The sequence below is a fragment of the Streptomyces sp. NPDC033178 genome (genome assembly GCF_055577685.1).
In genome coordinates this window covers 351,229-376,737 of sequence record NZ_JBVIPT010000005.1, presented here as the reverse complement: position 1 = coordinate 376,737, position 25,509 = coordinate 351,229, and the positions used below count along the sequence as shown (strand labels likewise).

The 25,509-nt window shown below is 70.6% G+C and carries 27 protein-coding genes and 1 pseudogene; 6 read left to right on the top strand and 22 right to left on the bottom strand.

Translation table 11 applies throughout. The features are described from left to right. The first annotated feature begins 181 nt into the window (after positions 1-181). Positions 182-403: a hypothetical protein gene (locus ACZ5VQ_RS15270; protein ID WP_469105272.1), complete on the top strand. Its 222-nt coding sequence runs from the start codon at positions 182-184 to the stop codon at positions 401-403. Between the two features lie 104 nt (positions 404-507). Next, on the top strand, positions 508-1,710 hold the full coding sequence (locus tag ACZ5VQ_RS15265) for a TerD family protein (protein WP_469105381.1): 1,203 nt from the start codon (positions 508-510) through the stop codon (positions 1,708-1,710). Between the two features lie 92 nt (positions 1,711-1,802). Here the strand turns inward: ACZ5VQ_RS15265 and ACZ5VQ_RS15260 are convergent, their stop codons facing one another. The 4 genes from ACZ5VQ_RS15260 to ACZ5VQ_RS15245 all read right to left on the bottom strand — a co-directional run bounded on the left by ACZ5VQ_RS15260 (position 1,803) and on the right by ACZ5VQ_RS15245 (position 5,724). Beyond that, positions 1,803-2,273 (bottom strand): ABC transporter permease subunit, encoded by a 471-nt coding sequence (locus tag ACZ5VQ_RS15260; protein WP_469105271.1) that lies wholly within the window; start codon positions 2,271-2,273, stop codon positions 1,803-1,805. 39 nt (positions 2,274-2,312) lie between these two features. Beyond that, positions 2,313-3,329: a 1-aminocyclopropane-1-carboxylate deaminase gene (locus tag ACZ5VQ_RS15255; RefSeq protein ID WP_469105270.1), complete on the bottom strand. Its 1,017-nt coding sequence runs from the start codon at positions 3,327-3,329 to the stop codon at positions 2,313-2,315. Positions 3,330-3,343: 14 nt separating this feature from the next. Continuing rightward, entirely contained in the window at positions 3,344-3,994 is a 651-nt protein-coding gene (locus ACZ5VQ_RS15250; RefSeq protein WP_469105269.1) for a GntR family transcriptional regulator, read from the bottom strand. Positions 3,995-4,140: 146 nt separating this feature from the next. Then, positions 4,141-5,724, bottom strand: coding sequence for a TROVE domain-containing protein (locus ACZ5VQ_RS15245; RefSeq protein ID WP_469105268.1), 1,584 nt, complete (start codon positions 5,722-5,724; stop codon positions 4,141-4,143). A 692-nt stretch (positions 5,725-6,416) separates the two neighbouring features. Between ACZ5VQ_RS15245 and ACZ5VQ_RS15240 the strand changes: the two genes are divergently transcribed. Further along, positions 6,417-7,187: an SDR family oxidoreductase gene (locus ACZ5VQ_RS15240; RefSeq protein ID WP_469105267.1), complete on the top strand. Its 771-nt coding sequence runs from the start codon at positions 6,417-6,419 to the stop codon at positions 7,185-7,187. Positions 7,188-7,227: 40 nt separating this feature from the next. Here the strand turns inward: ACZ5VQ_RS15240 and ACZ5VQ_RS15235 are convergent, their stop codons facing one another. Both ACZ5VQ_RS15235 and ACZ5VQ_RS15230 read right to left on the bottom strand, forming a co-directional pair. Further along, on the bottom strand, positions 7,228-8,160 hold the full coding sequence (locus tag ACZ5VQ_RS15235) for a LysR family transcriptional regulator (RefSeq protein WP_469105266.1): 933 nt from the start codon (positions 8,158-8,160) through the stop codon (positions 7,228-7,230). A 95-nt stretch (positions 8,161-8,255) separates the two neighbouring features. After that, positions 8,256-9,722: an alkaline phosphatase PhoX gene (locus ACZ5VQ_RS15230; RefSeq protein WP_469105265.1), complete on the bottom strand. Its 1,467-nt coding sequence runs from the start codon at positions 9,720-9,722 to the stop codon at positions 8,256-8,258. A gap of 340 nt (positions 9,723-10,062) precedes the next feature. Between ACZ5VQ_RS15230 and ACZ5VQ_RS15225 the strand changes: the two genes are divergently transcribed. Beyond that, the gene (locus ACZ5VQ_RS15225) at positions 10,063-10,245 is read left to right on the top strand and encodes a hypothetical protein (protein ID WP_200399042.1); all 183 of its coding nucleotides are present in this window, start codon (positions 10,063-10,065) and stop codon (positions 10,243-10,245) included. Positions 10,246-10,453: 208 nt separating this feature from the next. Here the strand turns inward: ACZ5VQ_RS15225 and ACZ5VQ_RS15220 are convergent, their stop codons facing one another. Further along, a complete protein-coding gene (locus ACZ5VQ_RS15220; protein WP_469105264.1) occupies positions 10,454-11,881 on the bottom strand; it encodes a hypothetical protein in 1,428 nt (475 codons plus the stop codon). A gap of 432 nt (positions 11,882-12,313) precedes the next feature. Between ACZ5VQ_RS15220 and ACZ5VQ_RS15215 the strand changes: the two genes are divergently transcribed. Continuing rightward, positions 12,314-14,146, top strand: a complete 1,833-nt coding sequence (locus tag ACZ5VQ_RS15215; RefSeq protein ID WP_469105263.1) for an endonuclease/exonuclease/phosphatase family protein — start codon at positions 12,314-12,316, stop codon at positions 14,144-14,146. 92 nt (positions 14,147-14,238) lie between these two features. Here the strand turns inward: ACZ5VQ_RS15215 and ACZ5VQ_RS15210 are convergent, their stop codons facing one another. The 7 genes from ACZ5VQ_RS15210 to ACZ5VQ_RS15180 form a co-directional block, all read right to left on the bottom strand. After that, entirely contained in the window at positions 14,239-14,976 is a 738-nt protein-coding gene (locus ACZ5VQ_RS15210) for an SRPBCC family protein (protein WP_469105262.1), read from the bottom strand. Between the two features lie 29 nt (positions 14,977-15,005). Then, the gene (locus tag ACZ5VQ_RS15205; RefSeq protein ID WP_469105261.1) at positions 15,006-15,695 is read right to left on the bottom strand and encodes an ArsR/SmtB family transcription factor; all 690 of its coding nucleotides are present in this window, start codon (positions 15,693-15,695) and stop codon (positions 15,006-15,008) included. Positions 15,696-15,765: 70 nt separating this feature from the next. Next, the gene (locus tag ACZ5VQ_RS15200; RefSeq protein ID WP_469105260.1) at positions 15,766-16,467 is read right to left on the bottom strand and encodes an antibiotic biosynthesis monooxygenase; all 702 of its coding nucleotides are present in this window, start codon (positions 16,465-16,467) and stop codon (positions 15,766-15,768) included. 211 nt (positions 16,468-16,678) lie between these two features. Then, the gene (locus ACZ5VQ_RS15195; RefSeq protein WP_469105259.1) at positions 16,679-17,209 is read right to left on the bottom strand and encodes a DUF3618 domain-containing protein; all 531 of its coding nucleotides are present in this window, start codon (positions 17,207-17,209) and stop codon (positions 16,679-16,681) included. Next, on the bottom strand, positions 17,206-17,619 hold the full coding sequence (locus ACZ5VQ_RS15190) for a phage holin family protein (RefSeq protein WP_362087916.1): 414 nt from the start codon (positions 17,617-17,619) through the stop codon (positions 17,206-17,208). The genes ACZ5VQ_RS15195 and ACZ5VQ_RS15190 overlap by 4 nt, the downstream gene beginning before the upstream one ends. A 50-nt stretch (positions 17,620-17,669) precedes the next feature. Beyond that, positions 17,670-18,350: a hypothetical protein gene (locus tag ACZ5VQ_RS15185; protein WP_469105258.1), complete on the bottom strand. Its 681-nt coding sequence runs from the start codon at positions 18,348-18,350 to the stop codon at positions 17,670-17,672. Continuing rightward, positions 18,347-18,478, bottom strand: a complete 132-nt coding sequence (locus tag ACZ5VQ_RS15180) for a hypothetical protein (protein WP_469105257.1) — start codon at positions 18,476-18,478, stop codon at positions 18,347-18,349. Before ACZ5VQ_RS15180 ends, ACZ5VQ_RS15185 begins: the two co-directional genes overlap by 4 nt. Positions 18,479-18,651: 173 nt before the next feature. On the opposite strand from ACZ5VQ_RS15180, the gene dapA reads away from it, so the two are divergent. Next, positions 18,652-19,560, top strand: coding sequence for a 4-hydroxy-tetrahydrodipicolinate synthase (gene dapA / locus ACZ5VQ_RS15175; protein ID WP_469105256.1), 909 nt, complete (start codon positions 18,652-18,654; stop codon positions 19,558-19,560). Positions 19,561-19,571: 11 nt separating this feature from the next. Here dapA and ACZ5VQ_RS15170 read toward each other — a convergent pair whose 3' ends face one another. The 8 genes and pseudogenes from ACZ5VQ_RS15170 to ACZ5VQ_RS15135 form a co-directional block, all read right to left on the bottom strand. Continuing rightward, positions 19,572-20,804 carry a WD40 repeat domain-containing protein gene (locus ACZ5VQ_RS15170; RefSeq protein WP_469105255.1) on the bottom strand — a complete coding sequence of 411 codons (1,233 nt, stop codon included), beginning with the start codon at positions 20,802-20,804 and terminating at the stop codon, positions 19,572-19,574. Further along, positions 20,801-21,367 (bottom strand): SigE family RNA polymerase sigma factor, encoded by a 567-nt coding sequence (locus ACZ5VQ_RS15165; protein WP_362087901.1) that lies wholly within the window; start codon positions 21,365-21,367, stop codon positions 20,801-20,803. The genes ACZ5VQ_RS15170 and ACZ5VQ_RS15165 overlap by 4 nt, the downstream gene beginning before the upstream one ends. Positions 21,368-21,596: 229 nt before the next feature. Then, positions 21,597-22,586 carry a 2,3,4,5-tetrahydropyridine-2,6-dicarboxylate N-succinyltransferase gene (gene dapD / locus ACZ5VQ_RS15160; protein WP_469105254.1) on the bottom strand — a complete coding sequence of 330 codons (990 nt, stop codon included), beginning with the start codon at positions 22,584-22,586 and terminating at the stop codon, positions 21,597-21,599. 94 nt (positions 22,587-22,680) lie between these two features. Beyond that, a complete protein-coding gene (locus ACZ5VQ_RS15155; protein WP_469105380.1) occupies positions 22,681-23,580 on the bottom strand; it encodes a CU044_5270 family protein in 900 nt (299 codons plus the stop codon). Between the two features lie 10 nt (positions 23,581-23,590). Next, entirely contained in the window at positions 23,591-24,184 is a 594-nt protein-coding gene (locus tag ACZ5VQ_RS15150; RefSeq protein ID WP_469105253.1) for an RNA polymerase sigma factor, read from the bottom strand. A gap of 88 nt (positions 24,185-24,272) precedes the next feature. After that, on the bottom strand, positions 24,273-24,809 hold the full coding sequence (locus ACZ5VQ_RS15145) for a TetR/AcrR family transcriptional regulator (protein WP_469105379.1): 537 nt from the start codon (positions 24,807-24,809) through the stop codon (positions 24,273-24,275). 52 nt (positions 24,810-24,861) lie between these two features. After that, entirely contained in the window at positions 24,862-25,182 is a 321-nt protein-coding gene (locus ACZ5VQ_RS15140) for a DMT family transporter (protein ID WP_362074524.1), read from the bottom strand. Positions 25,183-25,248: 66 nt separating this feature from the next. Next, positions 25,249-25,407, bottom strand: a pseudogene (locus tag ACZ5VQ_RS15135) (VOC family protein); the annotation flags it as partial. Positions 25,408-25,509: the final 102 nt, after the last annotated feature.

The window sequence follows — 25,509 nt, the reverse complement described above, 5'->3', positions numbered from 1 at the left end:
AACCCCCGCTCCTCAAACGCCGGAGGGGCTGACTATTAGCCCGTCCGGCGTTTGAGGACGAGGCCGTTCAGGCCGATCAGCGGGGGTCTGGGGGCGCAGCCCCCAGGGACGGGACGGGTAGGGGCGGCGGGGGCGAGAAAACCCTTGGGCCCGCCCCACCCCGCCGACCTACCATCCCCCCATGCCCCGCCCACAAGGCTTCGCCTACACCCACCACCCCGACGGCACGGTGAAGATCACCCACGGAACCCACCCCGCCACCACCCTCCGCGGCCCCAGAGCCACCCAGTTCCTCGCGGAAGTGGAATCCGGCGACCCCCAACTGGTCATGGCCCGCTGGACGGGCAACTACAAACGCGGCAACGAACGAACGGCCCGCAACCACCCCCGAAACCGCCACTGACGGCCCGCGACCGCCCCTGACCAGCACGGACCCGCGTTGACCCAATTGGCGGTCAGGTAAGGGAACGGTAAAGCGGGCCCGGTCGTTCACGGGGCATGACAGCTATGACCCCCGGCTCGAACATCCCTCTCCCCGTCACCCGCGTGACGGTGGACGTCGCCGCCCCGGTGCGGCTCGACGTATCGGGCCTGCTGCTCACCGCCGACGGCAAGGTGCGCTCCGACGACGACTTCATCTTCTACAACCAGCCGACCGGCCAGGGCGTGACGTACCGCTCCGGCGGCGGCACCAGCCCCGACTCGATCACGGTCGACACGACGGCCGTGCCCCCGGGCATCGAGAAGATCGTCGTCACCGCGAGCCCGGACGCCGCGGGCCAGACCTTCCAGGGCGTCGAGCCGACGGCGACGATCCGCAACGCCGACGACAACTCCGTACTGGCCTCCTTCACCCCGCCCCAGCTCGGCTCGGAGACGGCCCTGGTGATCGTCGAGGTCTATCTGCGCAACGGCGCGTGGAAGGCCCGAGCGGTCGGCCAGGGGTACTCGAACGGCCTGGCGGGCATCGCCACGGACTTCGGCGTGACGGTAGAGGAGCCCGCGGCCCCAGCAGCGGCCCCGGTCGCCCCGCCGGCCCCCACGATCCAGACCCCGGTGGCGCCCCCGGCCCCGCCCGTCACCACCCCGGCGGCACCGCCCGCGCCCCCGGCCGCGCCCGCCCCGGGCGCCGGGAAGATCAACCTCGACAAGGGCCGCGTAAGCCTCCAGAAGAACCAGACCGTATCCCTGGTCAAGGGCGGCCGCCCGTTCCTCTCCCAGGTGAAGATGGGCCTCGGCTGGGAGCCTGCGTACCGAGGCAAGGACATCGACCTCGACGCCTCCGTGATCGCCTACGGCCCGCAGCGCAACCACATCGACAGCTGCTACTTCGGCAAGCTCTCGATCGTGAACGGCGCGATCAAGCACTCCGGCGACAACCTCACGGGCGAGGGCGGCGGTGACGACGAGGTGATCGTCGTGGACCTGGGCCGCCTCCCCCAGGAGGTCACGGGCCTGGTCTTCACGGTGAACTCCTTCTCCGGCCAGAAGTTCACCGAGGTCGCCAAGGCGTACTGCCGCCTCCTCGACGCCGCCACGGGCGAGGAGTTGGTCCGCTTCGACCTCACGACCGCGGAGCCGCAGACCGGCGTGATGATGGCCAAGCTCATCAAGCAGTTCTCCGGCGAGTGGGAGATGACGGCCCTCGGCAACTTCGTCAAGTCCCGCACGGTCCGCGGCATGGTGAAGCCGTCGGCCCAGGCGCTGTAGTCCACCGGCCCACCACGAACGTGCGGGGCGCCCCCCACCTGGGGGGGGGCGCCCCGCACGTTCGTGGCCGGGTCACATCTTCCATGACCGAGTCACATCTTCGTGGTCCCCGCGGCAAGGTCCCTGAGGAAGTGCCGCGCCCCGATCAGGAACACGATGATCAGCGGCACGACGCTCATCAACGCACCGGCCATCACCAGGGAGTAGTCGGTGTTGTAGAGGACGTTGAGGTTCGCCAGGGCGACCTGGAGGGTGACCCTGTCGGGGTCGATCATGACGACCAGCGGCCAGATGTAGTCGTTCCAGATGCTGATGAAGGTGAAGATGCCGAGGAACGCCAGCGCGGGCCGGAACAACGGCATCGCGACCTGCCAGTAGAGCCGGAAGAAACCGAGGGAACACCCCCAAACACCGCGGCCGCCGACGCAAGCGGGGCGGGGCCGTGCCGGTATGTCAACGTTCGCGACGTACGGCTCCCGCTGGAAACGCCCACGAACAACACTCAGGGCAGTACGCCCGGCAGTCGCGAACGTGACATACCGGCACGGCCCCGCCCCACCCACAGACAACCCCGGGCGCAACCGGCCAAGCCGCCCGAACCCTCAGAACAACGCGCTGTAGGCATTCAGAGCAGGCTGCCCCCCAAGATGGGCGTACAACACAGTGGAGCCCCGCTCGATCTCCCCCCGCCCCACCAGATCAACCATCCCGGCCATCGACTTCCCCTCGTACACGGGATCGGTGACCATCCCCTCCATCCGAGCAGCAAGCCGCATCGCGTCCAACGTGGCCTCATCGGGAATCCCATAGGTACCCGCGTGATACCGCTCGTCCAGCTCGACGTCCGACTCGGTCAACTCTCTCTCCACGCCGATGAGTTGGCCCGTCCCGTGGGCGATCCGGGCGATCTGCGCACGGGTCCGGGCAGGCGCAGCCGACGCGTCGATCCCGATGACGCGCCGCGACCGCCCACCCGTCTCCTCCAGTGCGGCGAACCCGGCAACCATCCCCGCCTGAGTGGACCCGGTCACCGAACAAACCACCACGGTGTCGAAGAAGACCCCCAACTCCCGCTCCTGCTCGGCGACTTCATAAGCCCAACCAGCAAACCCCAGCCCGCCCAGGGGATGATCGGAAGCCCCCGCGGGAATGGCGTAAGGCTTCCCACCCCCTTCCTCGACCTCCCGCAGCGCCTGCTCCCAGCTCTCCTTGAACCCGATCCCGAACCCGGCCCGCACCAGCCGCACATCGGCCCCCGCAAGCCGACTGATGAGAATGTTCCCGACCTTGTCGTAGACGGAGTCGGGCCACTCCACCCAACTCTCCTGCACCAGGACACACTTGAGCCCGGCCCGCGCGGCACATGCCGCAACCTGCCGAGTGTGGTTGGACTGCACGCCCCCGATCGAAACAAGCGTGTCGCACCCCTGCGCAAGCGCGTCAGCAACCAGATACTCCAGCTTGCGAGTCTTGTTCCCCCCATAGGCAACCCCGGAGTTGCAATCCTCCCGCTTGGCCCACAGCGAGGCCCCGCCAAGATGCTTGGTCAACCGCTCCAGCGGATGCACGGGCGAGGGCCCGAAGAGCAGCGGGTAACGGGCGTACGAGGCAAGAGACATGGGTCCTCCACGGATCAGGTGTCGAGATCGGCCAGGTCTTCGAGGCCACGCCAGATCTCCGCCGTGACGCGGACGGCCTCGTCCACATCGCCGACGGCACAGGCGTCGATCAGCTCGTCGTGCAGCCCGGCCGAACGACAGTTGCCGCCCTCGCCGAACCGGCGCCGCTCCAGTCGCCGGATGAGCGGCGTGTAGCGGGCGACAGTGGCGGCGGCGGCACGATTCCCGCTCACCCGGACCAGTACGTCGTGCAGCTCGTCGTCGGCACGCAACGCGGCGGACACATCACCGTCGCGCACAGCCGCGGCAAAACACGTGTTGGCCTCCCGCATGGCACCGATATGGTCGGCGCGAAGCCGCGGCAGCGCCGCCCGAGTGACCAGCTCATGCATGGCGCCGACGACGGCCGCGGCGTCCCGCACATCGGCGGCCACCACAGGGGTCACCCGCGTGTAGCTCTGCGGCTTGGACTCCAGCAGGCCTTCGTCGACGAGCCGTGAGAAGGCATCCCGTACGGGCGCCCGCGAGAGCCCGAGCAGCTCGGCCAGCTCGGCGTCCCGCACGACGGCGCCCGGCGCGATGTCGCCGGCCACGATGGCGTCCCGTATCGCCTCGTACGCGCGGTCCCTGAGCAGGGTCCGGGCCACAGGCCGTATCGCTCCCACAAACTGAAATGTTAGATGTCAGATCGAGCCCCACACAAGAGTGCGACCCGCACCGAAGTACGGGCCGCACTCACGCAGAGCACCAGAGCACCAGAGCACCAGAGCACCAGAGCACCAGAGCACCAGAGCACCAGAGCCAAGCTCGCTCAACAGGCCCAAGGCCAGTCCGCGTCCCGGGCCCCCTCAAGCAGCGGAACCATCCGGAACGCCGCATCCGAGAGACCACCGAAGACATGCCGGTTCCCCGCCCCCGACGGCCCGTGCCCCGCCCGGTACCCGGCAAGGTTCCAGGTGTAGACCGGCACATGCGCCGGAACCTGCTCGGTCGGGTCGCCGTAGTGGCTGTACGTGGCCTGCTCGTCCGTGACGATCAGCACGCGGTCGTGCTTCTTGTAGTGCTTGCGGACGGCCTCGGTCGTATCCGTCCCGCCGAGGTCGCCGAAACGCTCCAGCACCTTCAGCACCGACTCGCCCCGACGGAACCTCACCCGCTTGCTGCTCGTCCCGAACTCGACGAGATCCGCGTCCGCCGCCCGCAGCGCGAGCGCCGTGCCGAAGATCGCCGCCGCGTCGGCCCGGTTGAGCTCCGAGCGGTCGGACAGCCGCGAGTAGAACATCGACCCGGACCGGTCGACGAGGACGAGCGTGCGACCGCCCAGGGCCGGCACGTTGGCCAGCGAGTGGCCGAGCGCCTGCTCCAGCGGGTACGCCCAGCGCAGCGAAGGCGCGTGCTGGTAGGCGGCGAGGTACCGGAACGGGAACTGCCGCGAACGCGCGACCTCGGCCGGGTCACTGATCTTCGCGGCAACCTGAGCCGCCACCTCGTCACTGACACCCGCCTCGTCGAAGTTGCGCAGGTTCCGCACAAGTGCCATCGCACCCATGGACGGAATCACGGCCTCCCAGGCAGCCTTGTCCATCGGGCCCTGCAGCCACCCGGCCAGCGCCTCCCAGGTGATGCCGGCGTCCGCGAGGCGCTGCGCGCAGTGCGCACCGGTCACCACCTTGCGCCGCTTGGCGGGCCGCAGTGCCATCAGGTCACGGTGGGCGGCCAGAACGGGCAGCGACCTGGGCACGACCGCGGTGTCCGGGTTGTGCCGCCGGTCAAGCGCGTACTGGAACAGGTCGCCCTGCCACGGCTTGTCCGGGTCCGGCGCCGCGTGCACGAGGTTGAGGATGTCGCCGAAGCGGTAGCCCTTGGACGCCGTGTCGTACTTCAGCAGCGACTTGCCGCTGTAGAGCCGGCGCACGGCGTCGGCGATGCCGCGCTTCACGGGCTTGGGGATGTTGCGGCCGTACAGCGCGGTCCAGTACGCGAGCAGCTCGCCGGGCTCGTCCGGGCGCCGCAGCACGGAGGCGACGACCTGCCGGTTCGCCGGGCCGTCCGTGGCGCCCGCGTCGAGGCGCGCCTTGACGTACTCGGCGGCGCCGACGATGGAGGCGGTCCGCATGTTGCCCTCGCCGCGCAGCCAGGCCAGCATGCTCGCCGTCCACGAGGGATCGCTGACGGCCAGCTCGCGCACGAGCGCGGCGAACCTGTCGTCCCGGGCGTCGCCGGTCTCGTAGAAGGTGTTCTGCGAGACGAGGTTGGCGATCGCGAGCAGGAAGAGCTCGGATCGCGCGTCGCGCTCACGGCCGCGGCCGCCCTCGTACGTGCGCAGTACGCGCCCGGTCGAGGTGACCCGCGAAGTGCCCTGGGCCTTGGCCGCCTTGGTGTTGAATCGCGCCATGATGAATTCCCCCGAATTCAGTGGTGTTCGGAGGGAGACACAACAAATGGAGCGTGCCCGAGATCGGATCGGCGGCGGTCTTATCACTTGGCGCGTCTTCCATTCCGCCACATCGCCCGAGGCGATGACGGGATTCGAACCCGCACGGTTTCCCACCAAGTCCCCGAAGTATCCGCTGCCTACGCACCGGGCACACAACATTTGCTGCGCCTCCCGAGATCAAGCCGGCGGCGGCCTGGATTCTTTGGAAGAGAAGTAGCCGCCGCCATCGCACCGGGAGGTGCGTGAAGTTGTGGTGTCCAGAGTTCAAGGCCGGCGGAACCGACGTAGGTGCTCTAACCCCTGAGCTACACCGGCGCGTTGTACCGGTGACGGGACTCGAACCCGCGGCCGCCCCATTATGAGTGGAAGTAGGTCCTGCCTTCGCACCTGGACGTTCATCACTCTAGGACCCGTACTGCAGGCCGGGCGAACGATTATTTGCGGACGGGCGCGCCGGACAGATCACTCCATGCAAGGCCCCCGAGCCGGAGGGGACCGAGGCAGCCGGGGTGGCCGGGCTGCCATAGGAACTCCCTATGGCACCTGCTGACTTTTCGTCTTTGCCCCTCGTTCTTTTCCGAACGTACGGTGAAACAGCTCGACGAGATGCTCACCGAGCGGACGAATACGCAATCGAGAGGGCCGGTGGCATGACCACGATCGAAAACGGATCGGGAACGCGAGAACTCAAGGGAAAGCGGGCCCTGGTCACAGGTGGTTCTCGCGGAATAGGAGAGGCCATCGTGCGCCAACTCCTGGACGCGGGCGCCGAGGTGCTCACGACCGCCAGGTCGGCGACGAGCACGGTGCCGGAGGGGGCCGCCTTCGTGGCGGCCGACGTACGGACACGGGCCGGCGCGGAGACGCTCGCCACAGCCGCGCGGGAGGTGCTCGGCGGGGTGGACGTCCTGGTCCACAACGCGGGTGGGGCGCAACCGTACGAGAGCACCTCGGCCATCCCCGACGAGGAGTGGCAGGACCAGCTGGACCTGAACTACCTGGCCTCGGTGCGGCTAGACTCGCTGCTGGTACCGGGGATGCGGGAACGGCGTTCGGGGGTGATCGTGCACATCTCCTCGGCCGCGGTCCCCGCCACGCCGCTCCCGTTCCTGCACTACACGGCGGCGAAGGCGGCGCTGGAGAACTACAGCCGGGGCCTGGCCCTGGAGCTGGCCCCGTCCGGGATCCGGGTCAACACCGTGACTCCCGGCAGGACCGCCACCCCCGGCGGCGAACTGACGCGGGAGCAGTGGGCGCGCCTGGACCCGGCGCAGGGCCAGAACACCACCACCGTGCCGCTGGGGCGGGAGGGTCAGCCCGACGACATCGCCGACGCGGTGGTGTTCCTCGCGTCCGACCGGGCGAGCTGGGTGACCGGAAGCAATCTCGTCGTGGACGGCGGCGAATTCCCCAGGGGCTGACTCCGTCGGCAGAACGCCGCGCCCGCTCCCTTCTCGGCCGTCAGGACGCCGGTGAAAAGGAAGGCGAGAAGGGAGGCGAGAAGGAAGGTGAGAAGGAAGCGGACTCGGACCAGCTCTCCTCGCGCAGGAGTTCGAGCAGGGCCGTCTCCGCCGGACCCGCGCCGTGCCGGAGCACGGCGATGACGGGCTGGGAGACGACCGGGAACACCGGACGCACGAGGTGCTCATAACCGTGGGGCACCGCGGAGGCCGGGACGAGCGTCACCCCCAGCCCGTGGGCGGCCCAGCGCACGGCCGTCGCCGTCTGGGACACGCGGGCGGCCGTGGTCGGGGTCAGATCGTTGTCCCGCAGCACGTTCAGCAGCACGCCGTCGAGCGCGCTGTCGCGGTCGAACCTCACCCACGGCTCCCCCGCCAGTTCGCGCAGCTCGACCGCGTCCGCGGCGAGCAGCCGGTGCCCGGCGCCCAGCACCACGACGAACTTCTCGTCGCCGAGGTGGTGGGCGTCGGAGGGACTCCGCTCGCAGGCGGCCATCAGGGCAAGGTTCAACACGCCCCGGCGGCACAGCCGCTCCAGCTCGGCGGAGCTCGGCTCCTCGAAGACGGTGACCTCCAGCCGCGGGAAGCGGCGACGCAGCGTGCCCAGGGCGCCCGGCAGCTGTCGCGTGCCGAATCCCATCTGCGCAGCGACCACCAGCTCGCCCACCAGCTCGTCGGCACCGGCCCGTGCCGTCGCCCTCGCCCGCCGCGACGCGCTGACCGCGACCTCCGCCTCCCGCAGGAACGCGCGGCCGACCACGGTGGGCACCAGGCCGGTCGGCGTGCGGGCGAACAGCTGCACGCCGAGTTCCCGCTCCAGGCCGCGGATCTGCTGGGACACCGAGGGCTGAGCGACGTGCAGCAGCTCCGCCGCCGCCGTCACCGAGCCCTCCTCGGCAACGGCCAGGGCGTACTCGTACTGACGAAGGCTCATCGACTCCCGTCCCCTCCCACGTGGCAACAGGTGTCACAACGCGGGAGGCGACGGGTTTACTCCACGTCCAGGGGCCCTGCGTACGAAACGGAAGGTCAGCCGCGCTTCTGACGCCGCCAGGGACCGGTGATCGCCAGCATGATGCCCGGCTCCTGGATATTGGCGTACAGCGTCTTTCCGTCGGGCGAGAAGGTGACGCCGGTGAACTCGCTGAACTCGGGCTCCTCCTCGGTGCCGATGTTGTGGTCGTTGCGGGCGACGGGGTACGTACGGCCGCTGTCGGTCGCGCCGAAGAGATGCGAAACGCCCTCGCCGTCCTCGGCGATGACGAGACCGCCGTACGGGGAGACGGTGATGTTGTCGGGACCGTCGAAGGCGCCGTCCCTGGAGGGGTCGGGGTTCACGCCGAGGAGGACCTTGAGGGTCAGCGTGCGGCGCTTGGGGTCGTAGAACCAGACCTGGCCGTCGTGCTGGACGGGGCTCTCCTCACGGGCGTACGAGGAGACGATGTACGCGCCGCCGTCGCCCCACCACATGCCTTCGAGCTTGCGGGCGCGGGTGACCTCGCCGGAGCCGAACTGCTTGCGCACGTCGACGGTCTTCGCGTCGCGGTCGGGGACGTCCTCCCAGTCGACGCCGTACACCGTGCCGATCTTCGTGGCGCGGGAGAGGTCGTCGACCGGGCGGCCGCCGGAGTCGTAGCACTTGGGCGCCTGGAGCACGCCCGCGTCGTCGGCGAGGGTACGGAACCTGCCGGGGCCGTAGTGGAAGCCCTTCGGCGGGGTCCAGCGGTAGAAGAGGCCGTTGGGGCCTGACGCGTCCTCGGTGAGGTAGGCGTGGCCGCGCTTGGGGTCGATGACGACGGCCTCGTGGTCGTACCGGCCGAAGAACTTCAGGGGCTTGGGGTTGCGGTTGGCACGGCGGTCGGAGGGGTCGACCTCGAAGACGTAGCCGTGGTCCTTGGTCATGCCGTTGACGCCGGCGCGGTCGGAGTTCTCCTCGCAGGTGAGCCAGGTGCCCCAGGGGGTGCTGCCGCCCGCGCAGTTGGTGGAGGTGCCCGCGATGCCGACCCACTCGGCGACCGCGCCGCCCGGGCGCACCTCGACGACCGTGCAGCCGCCGGACGCGGCCGGGTCGTAGACGAGGCCCTCGGTGAGCGGGACCGGGTACTTCCAGTTGGCGCGCGGGCCCTTCAGCTCGTGGTTGTTGACGAGGAGGGTCGTGCCGCGCGGGCCGTCGAAGGTGGCCGTGCCGTCGTGGTTGGAGGGGGTGAACTCGCCCGACTCCAGCTTGGTCTTCCCGCTGTACGTGATGGTCCGGTACTTGAACCCGGCGGGCAGCGCGAGGACGCCCTTGGGGTCGGGCAGCAGAGGGCCGTAGCCGACGGCTCCGCCGTGCCGGTCGGCGTGGTCGGCATCGTCGTCGGCATCGCCCGTGGTCTCGGTGTCCGTGGACGCGAGGGCGCCGGGCGCGGTGGCCAGTGTGCCGACGCTGCCGATCAGGGCGACACCGGCGCCGGTGATCGCGGATCGTCTGGCGAAGTCCCTGCGGGTGAGCGACATGCTGTCTCCTGTGACGGTGGAGTGTGACCGTGGCGGGGCGGTGACGCGCGGAGGGTGGCGGACCCGACTGTCGGCCACACGGTCCCGCCCGTGACTGAACGCCGGTTGAACGCGGGCCGACTTCCCAGGGCCCGCTTACGTGAATCCGGCTGGATCCAGCCGGACCAGCCGGATCCAGCCGCTTCCGCCCGTCCGGAGCAATGCCGCCCCGTACGGCCCATCAGTCCTCGCATGCGAACTGTTGGTCGGAATAATCTCCATACCAAGGACCCGTACGACCCATGGGAGGCGAGCCGAAGTGGACGCGCGTCAGGCAAGCCACCGCCATGAGGAACGGCTGATGGCGCTGGCCAATGTGAGCGGTGTCGGCAGTGGGCGCGACGAGGAGTCCGGCGAGGACGTCATCGTCGTCTTCGTCACCCGCAAGGTCCCCCGCGACCGGCTCCGCCCCGAGGACGTCGTCCCGGACGAGCTGGAGGGCATCCCGGTCCGAGTCCTGGCAATGGGCGAGGACGAGCCCTGACGACCAGGATTTCCCTCGCCCCCGCCGCCCTTACCCGTCCCGTCCCTGGGGGCTCCGCCCCCAGACCCCCGTATCGCGCTGCCGCGCTCGTCCTCAAACGCCGGACAGGCTAATAGTCAGCCCCTCCGGCGTTTGAGGAGCGGGGGTTCGGGGGCCGGCCCCCGAAAAGGGACGGGAATGGGTAGGGGCGGCGGGGGCGAAGAACCCCCTACCCCCCTTGCTGCGACCGAGCCTTGAACGCGGCCTTCCGCGCCTCCTTGGCGACCTTCTTGTCGGGGTGCAGCCGGCCCATCGCCTCCAGGACATCGGGCGTGGCAGGGTGATCCACCCGCCACGCCGCCGCGAAGAACCCCCCGTGCTGCGCCGCAAGCCCCTCGACAAGCGCCTGCAACTCCGCGGAGTTCCCCTCCGCGGCAAGCTGCGCGGCAATCGTGTCGACGGTCAGCCAGAAAACCATCTCCTCGGAGGGCGCGGGCACGTCCGAGGCCCCCCGCTCGGTGAGCCAGACCCGCGCGAGCCCACCCAGCTCAGCATCGTCGAGCACCTCACGGAGCGCGGGCGAGGCCTCCGTACCGACCAGCGAAAGGGCCTGCTGGCAGCGCAGCCGCCGCAGCGGCGCCCCGGCGTCGGCCCCCTTCGCCGCCGCGAGCAACTCCCGTGCCGCGGAAAGGGGTTCACGCCGGTCGAGCCACTGCTCGGTCTCCGCCTGCGCGGCCGCAGGCGGAAACGCGGAGGTGCCGTCGAGCAGCACGTCCGCCCCCTTGTCCGCGAGGTCGCCCACCGCGGGCGCCGCGAACCCGGCTTCGAGGAGCCGCGCCCGGATCCCGTACACCCCGAGGGGGGTGAGCCGCACCATCCCGTACCGCGAGACGTCCGTGTCGTCGACGGGCGCCGCGGGCTCCTCGTCGGCGTCGGCCATGAGGGCCTCGTCGACGGGCTGGAAGTCGACGAGCCCGATCGGCTCAAGCAGCCGGAACTGGTCGTCGAGCCGCATCATGGCGTCCGACACCTGCTCCAGCACGTCGTTGGTGGGCTCCCCCATGTCGTCCGGCACGATCATCGAGGCGGCGAGCGCGGGCAGCGGCACCGGGCCGTCGCCGGGGCCGTCCTCGCTGGAGGTCAGCAGGTAGAGGTTGCCGAGGACCCCGTCGAGGAACTCCGCCTCCGCCTCCGGATCCCAGTCCAGCTCGGAGAAGTCGATCTCGCCGCCCTCGCCCATGGCCTCCACCAGGTCGTCGAGGTCGGGCACACTGGCGTCGGCGAGCACCGTCTCAAGCGCGCCGAGCCACAGTCCCAGTACGTCCTGGGGTGCTCCGGAGAGGACGAGTGCCAGGTCGGCGCCCGCGGTGACGGTGCCCTCCTCCTCGTCCACGACCTCGACGAGCCCGGTGTCGACGGCGACCCGCCAGGCCTCGCTCGCGTAGGCCGCGGCGTCCCCGCCGTCGAGGCCGAGCTCCGCGGCGGCGGCCGGCAGCTGCTCCTCGACGAGTTCGCCGCCGGCCCCGACCCGGGTCTCCGGGCCGGCCCAGCGGGCGAGGCGCACGGCACGGATGAGAAGCGGCGTGGCGAGGGCGTCCCGCGCAAGCTCCGCTTCGGAGTGCAGACGCACCGGCGGCAGGGGGGAACTGTCTGACATCGGCTGGTTCTCCTAGGACGAACGTTCGGGCGTACATCTCGGACGCACACGAGGCCCGCGGGCCGCCCGGGAAAACGCCTGCCGGCCGCCCCGGACACGCGACCTCAGCCTAGACGGATTTGGACCCATGCCGCCCGGTTCATGAACCTGTCAGAACTGTTAACTCGGGAAACCTTGACAAGTGCCGTGGCCAGACACGAGATTGACGCGCGTAGAAACTCACGAGTAGCAGTGCATCGCGGCTTCTACGCGCGTCACGGACCGCCCCACCGGTTACGGCTCCACCCTTGCTTTCGTTCGACTTCGCTCCACCGCTCCACCCACATACGTGCTCCACAGCCCCACCCACGTACGCGCTCCACAGCCTCACCCTCGTCCGTTCACCGCGCCACCCTCGTCCCGGCGCCCACGCACGTCCCCGGAGGGATCCCGTTGCCGAGCAAGTCTTCCGCACGCATAGCCGCGCTCACCGTCGCCGCCGTCTGTTCCACGGTCTCCGCGGTGGTCGTCACCTCGCCCGCCCACGCGGATGCCGTGGCCGTCCATGACATCCAGGGCTCCACCCGTACGTCCCCGCTCGCGGGCCAGCAGGTCACGGACGTGGCCGGCATCGTCACGGGCACGAGAACCTACGGTTCGTCCCGCGGTTTCTGGATCCAGGGTCCGTCCGCGGACGACAACCCGGCCACCAGTGAGGGCATCTTCGTCTTCACCAGCTCCACGCCGAAGGTCGCCGTCGGCGACTCTGTCACCGTCTCGGGCACGGTCACGGAGTTCGTGCCGGGCGGCGCCTCGTCCGGCAACCAGTCGGTCACGGAGATCACCCGGCCGACTGTGACGGTGGTGTCGAGCGGCAACGCGCTGCCCAAGGCCACCGTCATCGACAGCCGTTCCGTACCGGACGCGTACACGCCCGAGGGCGACGCGGCGGCGAGCGGCTCGGTCAACGGCGTGACGCTGCGGCCGAAGAAGTACGCCCTCGACCACTACGAGTCGCTGGAGGGCATGAACGTCGCGATCGGCTCGTCGCGTGTGGTCACCGCGACCGACCCGTTCTCCGAGCTCTGGGTGACGGTCAAGCCGCACGAGAACCCGAACCGTCGCGGCGGCACGGTCTACGGCGCGTACTCCTCGCAGAACACCGGCCGGCTGCAGATCCAGTCGCTGATCCCGACCGCCACCGAGCCGTTCCCGACGGCGAACGTCGGTGACACCCTCCAGGGCACCACCGAGGGCCCGCTCGACTACACCCAGTTCGGCGGCTACACGCTGACCGCCCGCACCCTGGGCACGGTGAAGGACGGCGGCCTGGAGCGCGAGACGACGCGCAAGCAGTCGCGTGCGGAGCTGGCGGTGGCGACGTACAACGTCGAGAACCTCGACCCGACGGACGCCACGTTCGCCGCCCACGGGGCCGCGATCGTGGACCACCTGCAGTCGCCCGACATCCTTTCCCTGGAGGAGATCCAGGACAACAACGGCGCGAAGAACGACGGCACGGTCGCCGCCGACCAGACGATGCAGAAGCTGATCGACGCGATCGTCGCGGCGGGCGGCCCGGCGTACGAGTGGCGCTCCATCGACCCGGTGAACCTCGCGGACGGCGGCGAGCCGGGCGGCAACATCCGTCAGGCGTTCCTCTACAACCCGGAGCGCGTGTCGTTCGTGGACCGCGCGGGCGGCGACGCCACGACGGCCGTCGGCGTCACGAAGGTGCACGGCAAGGCGCAGCTCACGGTCTCGCCGGGCCGTATCGACCCGGCGAACGCCGCGTGGACGAACAGCCGCAAGCCGCTCGCGGGCGAGTTCACCTTCCGCGGCAAGCCGGTCTTCGTGATCGCGAACCACTTCGCGTCGAAGGGCGGCGACCAGTCGCTGCACTCGCAGTTCCAGCCGCCGGCGCGCAGCTCGGAGACGCAGCGCCACCTCCAGGCGACCGCCGTGAACGCCTTCGTCAAGGACATCCTGGCGAAGCAGAAGAACGCGGACGTCGTCACGCTCGGCGACATCAACGACTTCGAGTTCTCGCAGACGACGAAGCTCCTGGAGGACGACGGCGCGCTGTGGTCGGCCGTCAAGTCCCTTCCGAAGAGCGAGCGTTACAGCTATGACTACCAGGGCAACAGCCAGGTCCTGGACCAGATCCTGATCAGCCCGTCGATCCGCAAGGACTGCGACTTCACGTACGACAGCGTGCACATCAACTCGGAGTTCTCCGACCAGATCAGCGACCACGACCCGCAGGTGCTGCGGTTCCGCCCGTAGTCGCCGCAGGAAGCCCGTAGTCGCCGCACGAACACGCCGGTGAGCCCGGCCCCACGTCAGGGGGCCGGGCTCACCGGTGCCTCCGTAGCGCGTCAGGCTCCGAAGGCCTGGTTCAGCCAGCCCTGCCAGGCCGCCTCGTTCCCCTTGGCGTCGGCGCCCGGGGCGAAGTCGTGGACGCTCATGCCGACGGGCGCGCCCCAGTGGTTGCGGCCGAAGAAGCGGATGAGGGCGTCGTCGGTGCGCAGCCCGATGAAGTACGGGTTGCGGAAGTCGACGACGGCGTCCAGCACCTGGCCGTCGGGGCCCTGAGCCTGTACGCGCGTGCCCTCGGCGGTGTCGTCCGCGAGGCCGAGTGCGCGGCCCACGGCGGCGAAGGCGTCGGCCGCCCTGGACGCGTCGGGCCCGTCGAACGTGGCGAAGGCGGCCGGCCTGGCCGCGAACCTCGTCAGGTACTCGCGCAGGGTGTGGAGGTAGAAGTCGGTGTGCCTGCTCGCCCCGTCGTACTGGTTGTCCCAGTCGTCGACGAAGATCCCGCTGTGCACGTACCGCACCCAGGCGCGCCGGCCGCCGTCGCGCGGCTCGACGGTGTAGTCGAGCTGGTTGAGGGTCTGCTGGGAGTTCTCGTCGACGCCCTCAAGCCGGTTGGTGTACTTGTGCGGCGGGTCCCAGGCGGTGACCGTGGATCCCCAGGGGCCCCGGCCGCCCTCACGCGGCTCCGGGGGCTCCATCGGCCACAGCCAGCCGCCGGTGCCGCTGGTGACGGCGTCCCACACCTGGTCGGGTGTGGCGTCGACCTCGAACTCGCGGGCGATCTCGAATTCCTTGGACATGGTGTGCTCCTGCGCGTCAACTAGGCGTGTCAGTCGGTGAGTTCGGGCGCCGCTGCGGACGCCTCGGAAGCCTTGGGACCCTCGGACGTACCGGACGCATCAGATGTACCGGATGCGTCGGCCGTGCCGGCCGTCTCGGGCTTGACCGTGGGATGGACCGCCACGACGATCCGGTGGTCACGGCCCCCCTCGGCGTCGGCGGAGTCGTACTTGCGGATCAGGGCGCCGACGCCGGCCGTCAGCTCCTGGATGAACGCGGCCCGGTCGGCGGCGGAGGCGAAACGCACCTCGCCGTCCAGCGCGTACGTGGCGAGCCGCTTGCGGGCCTTCGTGGCGCCCGCGACGAGCGTGCCGACGTCCCGCACCAGCCGGGCGCCGAGCGCGAGCAGCCACCGCGCCGAGAGCTGGTCCCGGAAACGGTCCGGGTCTGGCTGCACGGCGGCGAGGGCGAGCGGCGAGATGACGTACGACGCGGCGGTCGCCCTCATCAGCCGCTCGGTGACGTTGCCCTTGCGGCGCTCGCCCGCGAGCTCGACCAGACCGTGCCGCTCCAGCGCCTTCAGGTGGTAGTTCACCTTCTGCCTCGGCAGTCCGACCTTGCCGGCCAGCATGGCGGCCGACGCGGGCCCGGCCGCCAGCTCGGCCAGGAGCCGGCCCCTTATGGGGTCCAGCGAGGCGGCGGCTGCCGCCGGGTCCTCGATCACGGTCACGTCCAACATGACTCCACCGTCTCACCGAACACTTTTTTTGTCCAGACGGTTCTTGTTGTCGGTGTCGGTGGTCTTCCGATCACTCGGGGACGAGGCCGAGGGCGTGGGTGTAGCGGCGGACCGTGGACTGCTTCAGACCGGGGTACGTCTGTACGCGCTCCCACTGCGGTGTACGGGATCCGACGCCACCGCCCGGGGCCGCCAGCGCGTCGATGTGGGCCTGCGCGGTCTCCCACTCGGCGTAGTTGAGGACCTTCGTACCGTCGGTGCTCAGGTGGAAGTGGGCGGAGATCCCGCCGGGACTGAGGTTCGGCTCGCTCTCCAGGGCCTCGAACACGGCGTCCACCCAGGCGCGCTGCCGGTCGGGGTCAGGCCCCTCGAACTCGATCTCGACGATCACGACGCACCCCGGCACCCGGGTCTCCGCCTCCTGGACGCCGCTGCGGTAGTGCCGGTAGCGGCCGAGCCCCACCCGTTCGATCCCGGGCACGGCCACATCCACCTCGTCCACCCGCTCCTGCCGGTGGACCTTCACGAACGCCTCGTAGTCCTGCTCGCTCCGCCACTGCGAGTGGTGCAGCAGGGTCGTGCCGTCCTCCCCGGAGTAGACGTGGTACCCGAGCAGCCCCTCGGCCGGCCACGCCCTGCGCTCCCAGGTGGCGGCGATCGCCTCGACCGTCTCCTTCTGGCGCTCGGGCGTCCCCACCCGCCAGGTGCTGAAGAAGGGCGCCCCTACCTCGGGGCGGGTCATCGCGGGGTGCGCATCGGTACGACGGGTCATCACGAACTCCAGTGATCGCTGATCGGTGTCCAGGGCTCCACCCTCGGACCTCAACCGAACTTCAGGTCAAGCACCGGCATCACGGACGGGGTCCACCCCGCTGGGCCGCAGCAGATGCACGACGAGCGGCGGGGCCGAATGGATCGGCCCCGCCGCTCGCCGTACGGCACCGGTCAGTGACCGGAGCCGGAGGTGTGTATCAGTGCGTGTCTCAGTGGTGTCCGTTGTGGCGCCGCCGCAGCAGGCCCACCGCGACCACCGCTCCGGCCCCTGCGATCAGTACGGGCCCGGGGTGCCGCTTTCCGGCCTGGACGGCATTGGTCACGGCCGTGCGCACCGGCCGGGGCACGTTGTCCTGGACGGCGTGTCCGGCCTGCGTGGCCCTGCTCTGCACCACGTGCCCGGCCTGGACGGCCTTGTCCTGCACGACGTGACCGGCCTGCGCCGCCTTGTCCTGCACGACGTGACCGGCCTCGGTGGCCTTGTCCTGCACGACATGGCCTGCCTGCGCCGCCTTGTCCTGCACGGCGTGTCCGGCCTCGGACGCCTTGCCCTTCAGCTCGGCGCCCCGGGCCCGCGCTCGGGCCTTCACGTCGGCCTTCGCCGCCAACTCCTCGACGGTGTCGCCGAGTTGTCCCCGGGTCTCCTCGATCTGCTGTCGCAGTTCGTCCGGGCCCTTCGCTCCGCCGGCGGCCTTGTCCGCCGCCTTGCCGGGCTCCGCGGGATCGTTCGTGTCCTTCATCGGTGCGCCCTTTCCTTGATCTCGTCGACGTCGGCCCGGACGCTGTCGAGCGCCTCCTCGGGCATCGGCGGGGTGGCGCGCCCGAGCTGGGTCCGTCCGGTCCTCGCCAACACGCCCGCGACCACGAAGAGCACGGCCGTGACGATGAGCGCGGCCGCCCACACGGGCAGCACGAGGGAGAGCGCGGCCGCACCGGTCGCGGCCAGGGCCATCAGCCCCACGTAGGCGACGGCACCGGCCGCGCCCAGCAGCCCGCCGCCGCGTCCCACGCGCCGGCCCTTCTGCGCCAGCTCCTCCTTCGCGAGCCGCACTTCCTGTCGTACGAGCTCGGAGAGCTGTTCGGTGGCCTGTCCGACGAGTTCGCCGACCGAGTGCTGCTCACCCGGCCGCCGGTCCGTAGATCCGGTCACGGCGTCCCCTCCTTTCGTCCGGGACGCCCGAGTACCCTGCCGGGCCGCCGTCACCCCTGTCCGGCCCCGCGATCGCCGAGTCGCGCCAGCTGGCTCTGGAACCAGTCGAGGCGGGCCTGCAGCAGAGCCGCCTCGGCGACGAGCTCGGAGACCCCGAGCCCCTCGGGCAGGCCGTCACCGGCGCCCGGTGCGGCACCGCCCCCGGCCCGTACCCGCAGCCCTTCTCCGCCCAGCCGGGCGAAGGTCGCGAGCGACACCGCCGTACGGCCGCGGACGCATCCGGCGCAGGAGGCCGCGAAGCCCCGCCAGCCGGGCCTGCCCCATCCCGCGTCGGCCAGCGCCACGGCGACGGCGCCGCACGCGCAGGGTCCGACCGTGGCGGTACGCACCCGCTGCCGCGCATACCGGAAACCGAGCTCGAAGCGGATGTAGGCGCCGAGGACCGTCACTTCGAGGAGTACGGCGCTCCGGTGCTCGGCGGTGCACAGCATGGCCTCGGCCGCCGTGCGCTCGTGCACGCAGTGGAAGCCGCAGTCGCAGCGGCGGTGCGGTGCCCGGTGCCTCAGGCCGTAGACGCAGTGCGCCTCGTCCAGCACTCCGTACGGCAGCGCGCCGCCCAGCGACACACCGGTGAACCCGGCCCGGGTGCCGTCCTGGGACAGCATCGGGTGGGCGATCTTGAACCCGGTCGGCGGCTCCGCCGGACGTTCCTCGGGGAGCCGCACCCTCATCGCGCGACCGGAACCTCTTCGACCGCGGACTCCAACTCCTGGATCTCCTCGGGGAGTCGGAGCTCCTCCTCTTCCCGGTGCGGCTGCTCCTCCGCGACTCCGGTGGCGAGTGCCTTGCCCAGCTTCATGACGCCTCCCGTGACAGACGACCTTCTACCGTCCCCGCCATGGTGACCGAAACGGGGGCGAGTTCCTAGAGCGCCCCTGCCACCTCGAACGCAGCAACCGATAAGAACTGCTTACCCATACCCCGTAGAAGAATTAAGTGGAGCTTCAGGATGGGGGTGCCGAGACTACCTCCATGACCTCACGACGCACCCCGCCCTTCGGCCGTGCCCTCTGCGCGATGATCACCCCCTTCACCGACGAGGGACTGCTGGACCTGGACGGAGCTCAGCGACTGGCCGACCGGCTGGTCTCCGAGGGCTGCGACGGGCTGGTGCTGTCCGGGACGACCGGGGAGTCGCCGACCACGACGGACGCCGAGAAGTCGGCGCTCGTGCGGGCGGTGGCGGACGCCGTCGGGGACCGTGCCGCGATCGTCGCGGGCATCGGGACGGCCGACACCCGCCACACCACCGAGCTCGCCCTGGAGGCCGAAAAGGCGGGCGCGGACGGCCTGTTGGTGGTCACGCCGTACTACAGCAGGCCCCCGCAGGACGCCGTCGAGGCACACTTCCGCGCGATCGCGGACGCCTCAGGCCTGCCGCTCGCGCTGTACGACATCCCGGGCCGCACGGGGACACGCATCGAGCCGGAGACAATGCTGCGGCTGGCCGAGCATCCGCGGATCGTGGCGGTGAAGGACTGCGCCTACGACCTGCTCGGCACCCAGAAGGTGCTGGCCGCCACGGAGTTGGCGTACTACACGGGCTGCGACGAGTACGTGCTCGCGATGTACGCGATCGGCGGCGCCGGATACATCAGCACGGTGGCGAATGTGACCCCACGTCACTTCCGTTCGATCCTGGACGCGTTCGACGGCGGCGACCCGGACGAGGCGGTCCGGCTGCAGCAACTCACCATCCCTCTGACCGAGTTGATGATGGCCTCCGGTCTGCCCGGCGCGGTGACGGCGAAGGCCCTGCTGGGCGCCCTCGGCCTGCCCTCCGGCCCGGTCCGGGCACCGCTGCGGCCCGCCGGCCGGGATGCGGTCGACGGGCTGCGGACGGCGTACGAGCGGCTGGTGGCCGCCTCGACCGGGGTGTGATCGGAGCTTGCTCAGCGTTCGGCGAAGATCGGCGTCCAGCGCCCTGCCGCGCCGTCGTTCCCCTTGCGGAAACCGCTCAGCGGGACGGTCTTGTCACTGCCGATCGTGACGAGCACGAGCCGGTTGTGGAACTCGTTCGTACCGGGTGCGATGTCGAAGGCGATGAGCCGCCTGTTGTCGACCCAGGCGAGCAGTTGCTGTCCGGGGATCTTGTGGAGCCGCTTGCCCGTGTAGGGGTCGTTGATCTCGGAGGCGGTGGTCTTGATGCCCCCCGCGAAGTCGCCGGCGGCGAGCTTGCCGTCCGGGGACAGGCCGGCGTCGACGTACCAGTGCAGGTACTTCTCGTTCGCGGGCGTGGCGACCTCCTTGCCCTCGAAGTCGTAGTACTGCACGTTGGGTTCCATGGTGAGCCCCGAGTACACGAGCTTGGCGTCATCGCTGAAGGCAAAGTCCTGACGGGCGTTGAGGGACCCGGGCATGTCATCGTCGACGCGCACCGTGACCTTGCTCCAGGACCCCTTGCCGGATTCGACGTCGAGGACGTAGAAGCCGGTCCGGTACGACTCGCCCCACGGCGGCATCCAGTCGTTCTTCTTGCCGTCCCCGTCACTGTCGTTGGGCGCCAGCTTCTGCTGGTCGGGATTCTCGCTGTACGTCGTCGCGACGAGCTTGCTGCCGTCGGGCGAGAACTCGACGCCCGCGACACCGCGGTCGACCGGGATCCAGCGCTCGACCTCGCCGGTGAGCAGGTTCAGCAGGCCGATCCGCTTGGTCGGCAGCTTCTGCTCCAGGACGGCGGCGGTGCGCATGCCGGGAGCAACGTCGAGGATGGACCACTTGGTGGTCTTCACGTACTTGCCGGTCTCCTGGTCGAGGAGGTGGTAGGTGCGCCGGGTGACGCCCCGGTCCGCGGTCTCCTTGACGGTGCTGTACGTGTAGTAGGCGGCCAGCGCGGTGTTGCCCGCCGCGATGAGGTCGCGCGGCGGTGTCTGGTCCGGGTGGGCGATGATGTCGCTCTCGTTCATCTGGCTGGCGAGCCGGGGTTCGTCCCTGCCGCCGTCCAGCATCGGTACCGCCACCCCGACGGCGACGGCGAGCGCGGTGGCCACCGCGGCGCCGGCGATCGTACGGGTCCGGCGGCGGCGCCGGACGGCGAGGACGCGGCCCGCGAAGTCGGGCGGCGTGGTCATGGTGTCCGCGGCCTGCTCGTGCAGGGCGTCGCGCACCAGCTGATCCATGTTCACGGACGTACCTCCACCGGTGAGAAGTCGCGGGACGGGCTCTGTTCCGCGTCGGCGGGTCCCAGAGCGGCCAGTTCCGGCGCGAGAGCCCGCAGGCGAGCGAGCGAGCGGTGGGTGGTGGACCGTACGGTCCCCACCGAGCAGCCGAGGATCCGGGCCACGTCGGCCTCCGGCAGGTCCTCGAAGTAGCGCAGTACGAGCACGGTCCGCTGCCGGGCGGTCAGCCGCGCCAGCGCTCCACGCATCACGATCCGCAGGTCGACCGCGGAGGCGGCGTCCGCCGCGGCCGTCCCGCCCGTCCCCTCGGGCGGTTCGGCGACCGTCAGCTCCCGTCTGCGCCACTTCAGCCGCCATCGGCTCACCTGCTGGCGGTACAGGATCTGCCGTACGTACGCCTCCGGCTCGTCGATGCGCTGCCATCGTCCGGCCGCCTTGACCAGCGCGTTCTGCAGCAGGTCCTCGGCCGCGTGGCGGTCGCCGCCGCTGAGCAGCACGGCGGTCTTCAGCAGCGCCGATGACCGGTTCTCCACGAACTCCCGGAACCGCTCGTGCCCTTGGGCATCCATCGTCACCTTCTCTTCCCCAGCGGGTTCTCCCCCGCTCCCACCAGTACTGACGTTCCGGGCGGACCCCCGCTATGCCTGGCGGTACGAGGAATTCTCACGGTCCGGTGGTGATGCGCGGGAGGGGTGGGGGCCGGTCGCGCGGTCCCCACCGTGCCGCACCCGGCCTCCGAACAGCCGAGCGCCCTCCCGCAACAGCGGAAGGGCGCTCGGTCCCAAACGGCGGTACGTCTCAGTTGTGGCTGTGGAGGACCTCGTTGAGGCCACCCCACACCGCGTTGTTCGGCCGCGCCTCCACCGTCCCGGTGACCGAGTTCCGCCGGAACAGGATGTTGGACGCACCGGACAGCTCACGGGCCTTCACGATCTGCCCGTCGGGCATGGTGACCCGCGTCCCGGCGGTGACGTACAGCCCGGCCTCGACGACGCACTCGTCACCGAGGGCGATCCCGACACCCGCCTCCGCCCCGATCAGGCAGCGCTCGCCGATCGTGATGCGGACGTTGCCGCCACCGGACAGCGTGCCCATGGTGGAGGCGCCGCCACCGATGTCCGAGCCGTCGCCGACCACGACGCCGGCGGAGATGCGGCCCTCGACCATCGACGTGCCGAGCGTGCCGGCGTTGAAGTTCACGAAGCCCTCGTGCATGACCGTGGTGCCCTCGGCGAGGTGCGCGCCGAGGCGGACCCGGTCGGCGTCGGCGATGCGGACGCCCTTGGGAGCCACGTAGTCCGTCATGCGAGGGAACTTGTCGACGGACGTCACGGCAAGGTGGAGGCCCTCGGCGCGGGCGTTCAGCCGAACCTTCTCCACGTCGTCCACGGCGACCGGGCCGAGCGAGGTCCAGGCGACGTTGGCGAGGTGGGCGAACAGGCCGTCGAGGCTCTGCCCGTGCGGCTTCACGAGGCGGTGCGAGAGCAGGTGCAGACGCAGGTACGCGTCGTGCGCGTCGACCGGCTTCTCGTCGAGCGAGGCGATGACCGTGCGGACCGCGACCACTTCGACGCCACGGCGGGCGTCCGGGCCGATCGCCTTCACGGCACCCTCACCGAGCAGCTCCGCCGCGCGCTCGGCGGACAGCCGCTCGGAGCCGGAGGGGCCGGGCTCGGCGGCCAGTTCGGGGGCCGGGAACCAGGTGTCGAGGACAGTTCCGTCGGCGGCGAGCGTGGCAAGCCCGGCGGCGACGGCGCCGGTGGTGCGAGTAGCAGTCGTGTCGGTCATGAGGGAAACCTAACCGGCCGGGGCCCACGGGTGCCAACCAGTGCGCCCGGCGTCTCAGGTGCCGGGCGCACCGGGGCCTGTCCGGCCGGTCGGATCAGGGCCGCTCATCCTTCTTGTCGACCACCGCCACGGCCAGTCGCACCCCGCTGATGACGGCGTCCCCCTTCTGCCACTGGCCGCCGTCGCTCCGGGCCACCCACCGATGACCGCTGTAGAGGTAGGTGCCCGGGTCCAGGAGGAGTTCGTCCCGGTTCGCCGTCGGGTCCTCGCTCCTGAGGTACACCGCGACGGCGTCGCGTCCCGCCGCGTCCTGGACCTGCGCGGCCCGTACGCCGGGAATCGTGGCCAGGGCCCGGTAGACCTTGGCGAGATCCCCGGCGTCGTACGCGTACGCCCGGCTGAGGACCGCGGTGAGGGCCCGGTACTCGTGTTCGGTGCGGGTCTCGGTCTCGTCGGTGGCGTAGAAGAACGCGCGTGCCTTCGCCCGTACCTTCTTCGGGTCGTCGGGCAGACCCTTGAGGAACTCGTACTCCTCCCTCGGCGAATGGTCGTCGCCCGCCTTCCCGTCCTCCATGGACGGATCGGCGTACTTCATCCAGGTCTCACTCGTTCCCGGCCGCGAGTCGTCCGTGAGGTTGACCTCGCCGCTCTTGACGTAGATCCACTGACCGTCGCGGGCGGTGACCGAGGGGCCGGCCGCGATCACGTCCGCGGCGTCGGTCAACAGGTCCTTCGCGCTGCCCAGTTCCAGGAAGTACGTCGACCGGGCCCCCGGCAGTGTCTCGTGCCCCCCGTCGCCCACGACCTGGGTGCCGAGCACCGCCGCCAGTGTGATCGCGGCCGCGGCGCCCACGGCGGCGAGCCGCCAGTCGGCGCGCAGTCCCCGGCTCCGGCGACCGCGCGCGGCCTCCGCCAGCAGTGCGTCACGCCCCGGGACGAGCCGTGTGCGTGGGGGCAGGGGTGTCTCGGCCCGCAGTTCGCGAACCGCGGTCATCTCGTCCACGTCAGACCACCTCCGGGGTGTCGGGCAGGAACGCGGGGTCCGCGCCCAGCGCCGTACGTACCTTGCGCCGGGCCCTGTTGAGCCGCGAGCGGACCGTCCCGACCGGGATGTCCAGTGCCTCGGCGACCTCCTGGTAGCTGAGGTCGGCCCAGGCGATGAGCAGCAGTACGTGCCGGTCCCCCGCCGACAGTGCGGCAAGGGCTCCGGCGAGGGGTGCCTGTGCGGCGACCCGGCTCTCGGTCTCCTCCACCCATGAGGCGGCGACGGGGTCGTGCCCGGTGCGGGCCAGCGCCTTGAGCGCCCGTACCTCGGCGCGGCGCTGTCTGCCGATGAGGTTGCCCGCGATGCCGTACAGCCAGGGGCGTGCGTTGGTGCGCGTCAGGTCGTAGCGGCCGCGGATGCGGAACGCCGTGAGGAAGGTGTCCGCCGTGATGTCGTCGGCGGCGCCGTCCCCGAGGCGCCGGGCCGCATACCGGTGGATGTCGGGCGCGTGCCGGTCGTAGAGCCGGGCGAACAGCTCCGGATCCTCCAGCGACTGGGCGACGACCTCCGCGTCGTCGTGCACCCCGGCCTCAGGTGCCGGTGGTCCGGTCACAAGTCCTCCCCCTGCTTCGTCGTGCCGAGCCTTTCACCCCTGTTCCCCGCAGGGCCGCGAAAGGTTCACGCTCGACGGACAGCAGGATTCAGGGGATCACCCGGGCCAGCACCTCGCGCGTGTACGCCTCGTCGTACTCCGCCCCTGTCACCAGCACCTGCAGACAGATCCCGTCCATCACCGCGACGAGGGCCCGGGCGGTGACGGGGTCCGTGCGGTGGCCGATCCGCTCGGCGAGGTCCTGGCACCACTCGGCGGCGACGGGCCGCAGCGCGGGGCGGCGCAGGGCGGCGAGATAGAGCTCGTACTCCAACTCCACGCTCGCGCGGTCGCCGCCCAGCCACTCGCCCAGGAGACCGGCGAGCTCACCGGCCAGATCGGCCCCGGTGTCCTCCAGCGCGCCCCGCGAGGCGACGACCTTCGCGAAACCCTCGTTCGTCTGGCGCAGCGCGGCGACCATGAGCTCGTCGAGGGTCTTGAAGTGGTACGTCGTCGAGCCGAGCGGCACATCGGCCTCGGCCGCGGCCGAGCGGTGGCTGAGCCCGCCGATGCCCTTGTCGGCGACGACGCGGATCGCCGCGTCGATGATCCGCTGCCGCCGCTCGGGGTCGTAGCGGCGGACCATCAGCGGACTCCCGCCGGGCGGCGCGAGCAGGCTCCCACGGGACGGCACCGCATCAGTGCGCCCCGCCCAGGTTCAGCACCACGACCCCGCCGATGATCAGCACGATCCCGGCGAACTTGGCGGTGTTCATGCCCTCGCCCAGGAACATCATCCCGATGCCCGCGACGGCCGCCGTACCGATCCCCGCCCAGATCGCGTAGGCCGTGCCGACCGCGACGGTCTTCAGCGTCTGCGCGAGCAGCGCGAACGCGACGACGTAGCCGATCGCGGTCACCAGCGAGGGCCACAGCCTGCTGAAGCCGTCGCTGTACTTCATGGCGGTGGTGGCGGCCACCTCTGCGGCGATGGCTCCGGCGAGCAGCGCGTATCCCATGTGTACGAGTGTACGCATCGATACGTACGCCTGTACACAACTCCGCCGCCCCCAGTCGGGCCGACCTCAGTCGAGAAGCGTCTTCTTCGGCCGCAGCACACAGAACTCGTTGCCCTCGGGATCAGTGAGGACGACCCGGGTGACGCCCTCGCCCCGACCGGCGTCCAGCAGGTTCTTGACCGTCCTGCGCTCGCCGACCGGTACGAAGCGGATGCCGGGCAGGGCGCCCGGATCGACCGCCACGGTCTCCCTCCGCGCACCGGACGCCGCCACCGAGCCACTGTGCGAATGTGCGCGACCGGCCGTGCCCGTTTGCTCATTTTCCTT

Bases quoted from the DNA above. Each gene is read 5' to 3' on its own strand.
- ACZ5VQ_RS15270 (WP_469105272.1), top strand. From the start codon at position 182: ATGCCCCGCCCACAAGGCTTCGCCTACACCCACCACCCCGACGGCACG.
- ACZ5VQ_RS15265 (WP_469105381.1), top strand. From the start codon at position 508: ATGACCCCCGGCTCGAACATCCCTCTCCCCGTCACCCGCGTGACGGTG.
- ACZ5VQ_RS15255 (WP_469105270.1), bottom strand. From the start codon at position 3,329: ATGTCTCTTGCCTCGTACGCCCGTTACCCGCTGCTCTTCGGGCCCTCG.
- ACZ5VQ_RS15245 (WP_469105268.1), bottom strand. From the start codon at position 5,724: ATGGCGCGATTCAACACCAAGGCGGCCAAGGCCCAGGGCACTTCGCGG.
- ACZ5VQ_RS15240 (WP_469105267.1), top strand. From the start codon at position 6,417: ATGACCACGATCGAAAACGGATCGGGAACGCGAGAACTCAAGGGAAAG.
- ACZ5VQ_RS15235 (WP_469105266.1), bottom strand. From the start codon at position 8,160: ATGAGCCTTCGTCAGTACGAGTACGCCCTGGCCGTTGCCGAGGAGGGC.
- ACZ5VQ_RS15230 (WP_469105265.1), bottom strand. From the start codon at position 9,722: ATGTCGCTCACCCGCAGGGACTTCGCCAGACGATCCGCGATCACCGGC.
- ACZ5VQ_RS15225 (WP_200399042.1), top strand. From the start codon at position 10,063: ATGGCGCTGGCCAATGTGAGCGGTGTCGGCAGTGGGCGCGACGAGGAG.
- ACZ5VQ_RS15220 (WP_469105264.1), bottom strand. From the start codon at position 11,881: ATGTCAGACAGTTCCCCCCTGCCGCCGGTGCGTCTGCACTCCGAAGCG.
- ACZ5VQ_RS15210 (WP_469105262.1), bottom strand. From the start codon at position 14,976: ATGTCCAAGGAATTCGAGATCGCCCGCGAGTTCGAGGTCGACGCCACA.
- ACZ5VQ_RS15205 (WP_469105261.1), bottom strand. From the start codon at position 15,695: ATGTTGGACGTGACCGTGATCGAGGACCCGGCGGCAGCCGCCGCCTCG.
- ACZ5VQ_RS15200 (WP_469105260.1), bottom strand. From the start codon at position 16,467: ATGACCCGTCGTACCGATGCGCACCCCGCGATGACCCGCCCCGAGGTA.
- ACZ5VQ_RS15195 (WP_469105259.1), bottom strand. From the start codon at position 17,209: ATGAAGGACACGAACGATCCCGCGGAGCCCGGCAAGGCGGCGGACAAG.
- ACZ5VQ_RS15185 (WP_469105258.1), bottom strand. From the start codon at position 18,350: ATGAGGGTGCGGCTCCCCGAGGAACGTCCGGCGGAGCCGCCGACCGGG.
- ACZ5VQ_RS15180 (WP_469105257.1), bottom strand. From the start codon at position 18,478: ATGAAGCTGGGCAAGGCACTCGCCACCGGAGTCGCGGAGGAGCAGCCG.
- dapA (WP_469105256.1), top strand. From the start codon at position 18,652: ATGACCTCACGACGCACCCCGCCCTTCGGCCGTGCCCTCTGCGCGATG.
- ACZ5VQ_RS15165 (WP_362087901.1), bottom strand. From the start codon at position 21,367: ATGGATGCCCAAGGGCACGAGCGGTTCCGGGAGTTCGTGGAGAACCGG.
- dapD (WP_469105254.1), bottom strand. From the start codon at position 22,586: ATGACCGACACGACTGCTACTCGCACCACCGGCGCCGTCGCCGCCGGG.
- ACZ5VQ_RS15155 (WP_469105380.1), bottom strand. From the start codon at position 23,580: ATGACCGCGGTTCGCGAACTGCGGGCCGAGACACCCCTGCCCCCACGC.
- ACZ5VQ_RS15145 (WP_469105379.1), bottom strand. From the start codon at position 24,809: ATGGTCCGCCGCTACGACCCCGAGCGGCGGCAGCGGATCATCGACGCG.
- ACZ5VQ_RS15140 (WP_362074524.1), bottom strand. From the start codon at position 25,182: ATGGGATACGCGCTGCTCGCCGGAGCCATCGCCGCAGAGGTGGCCGCC.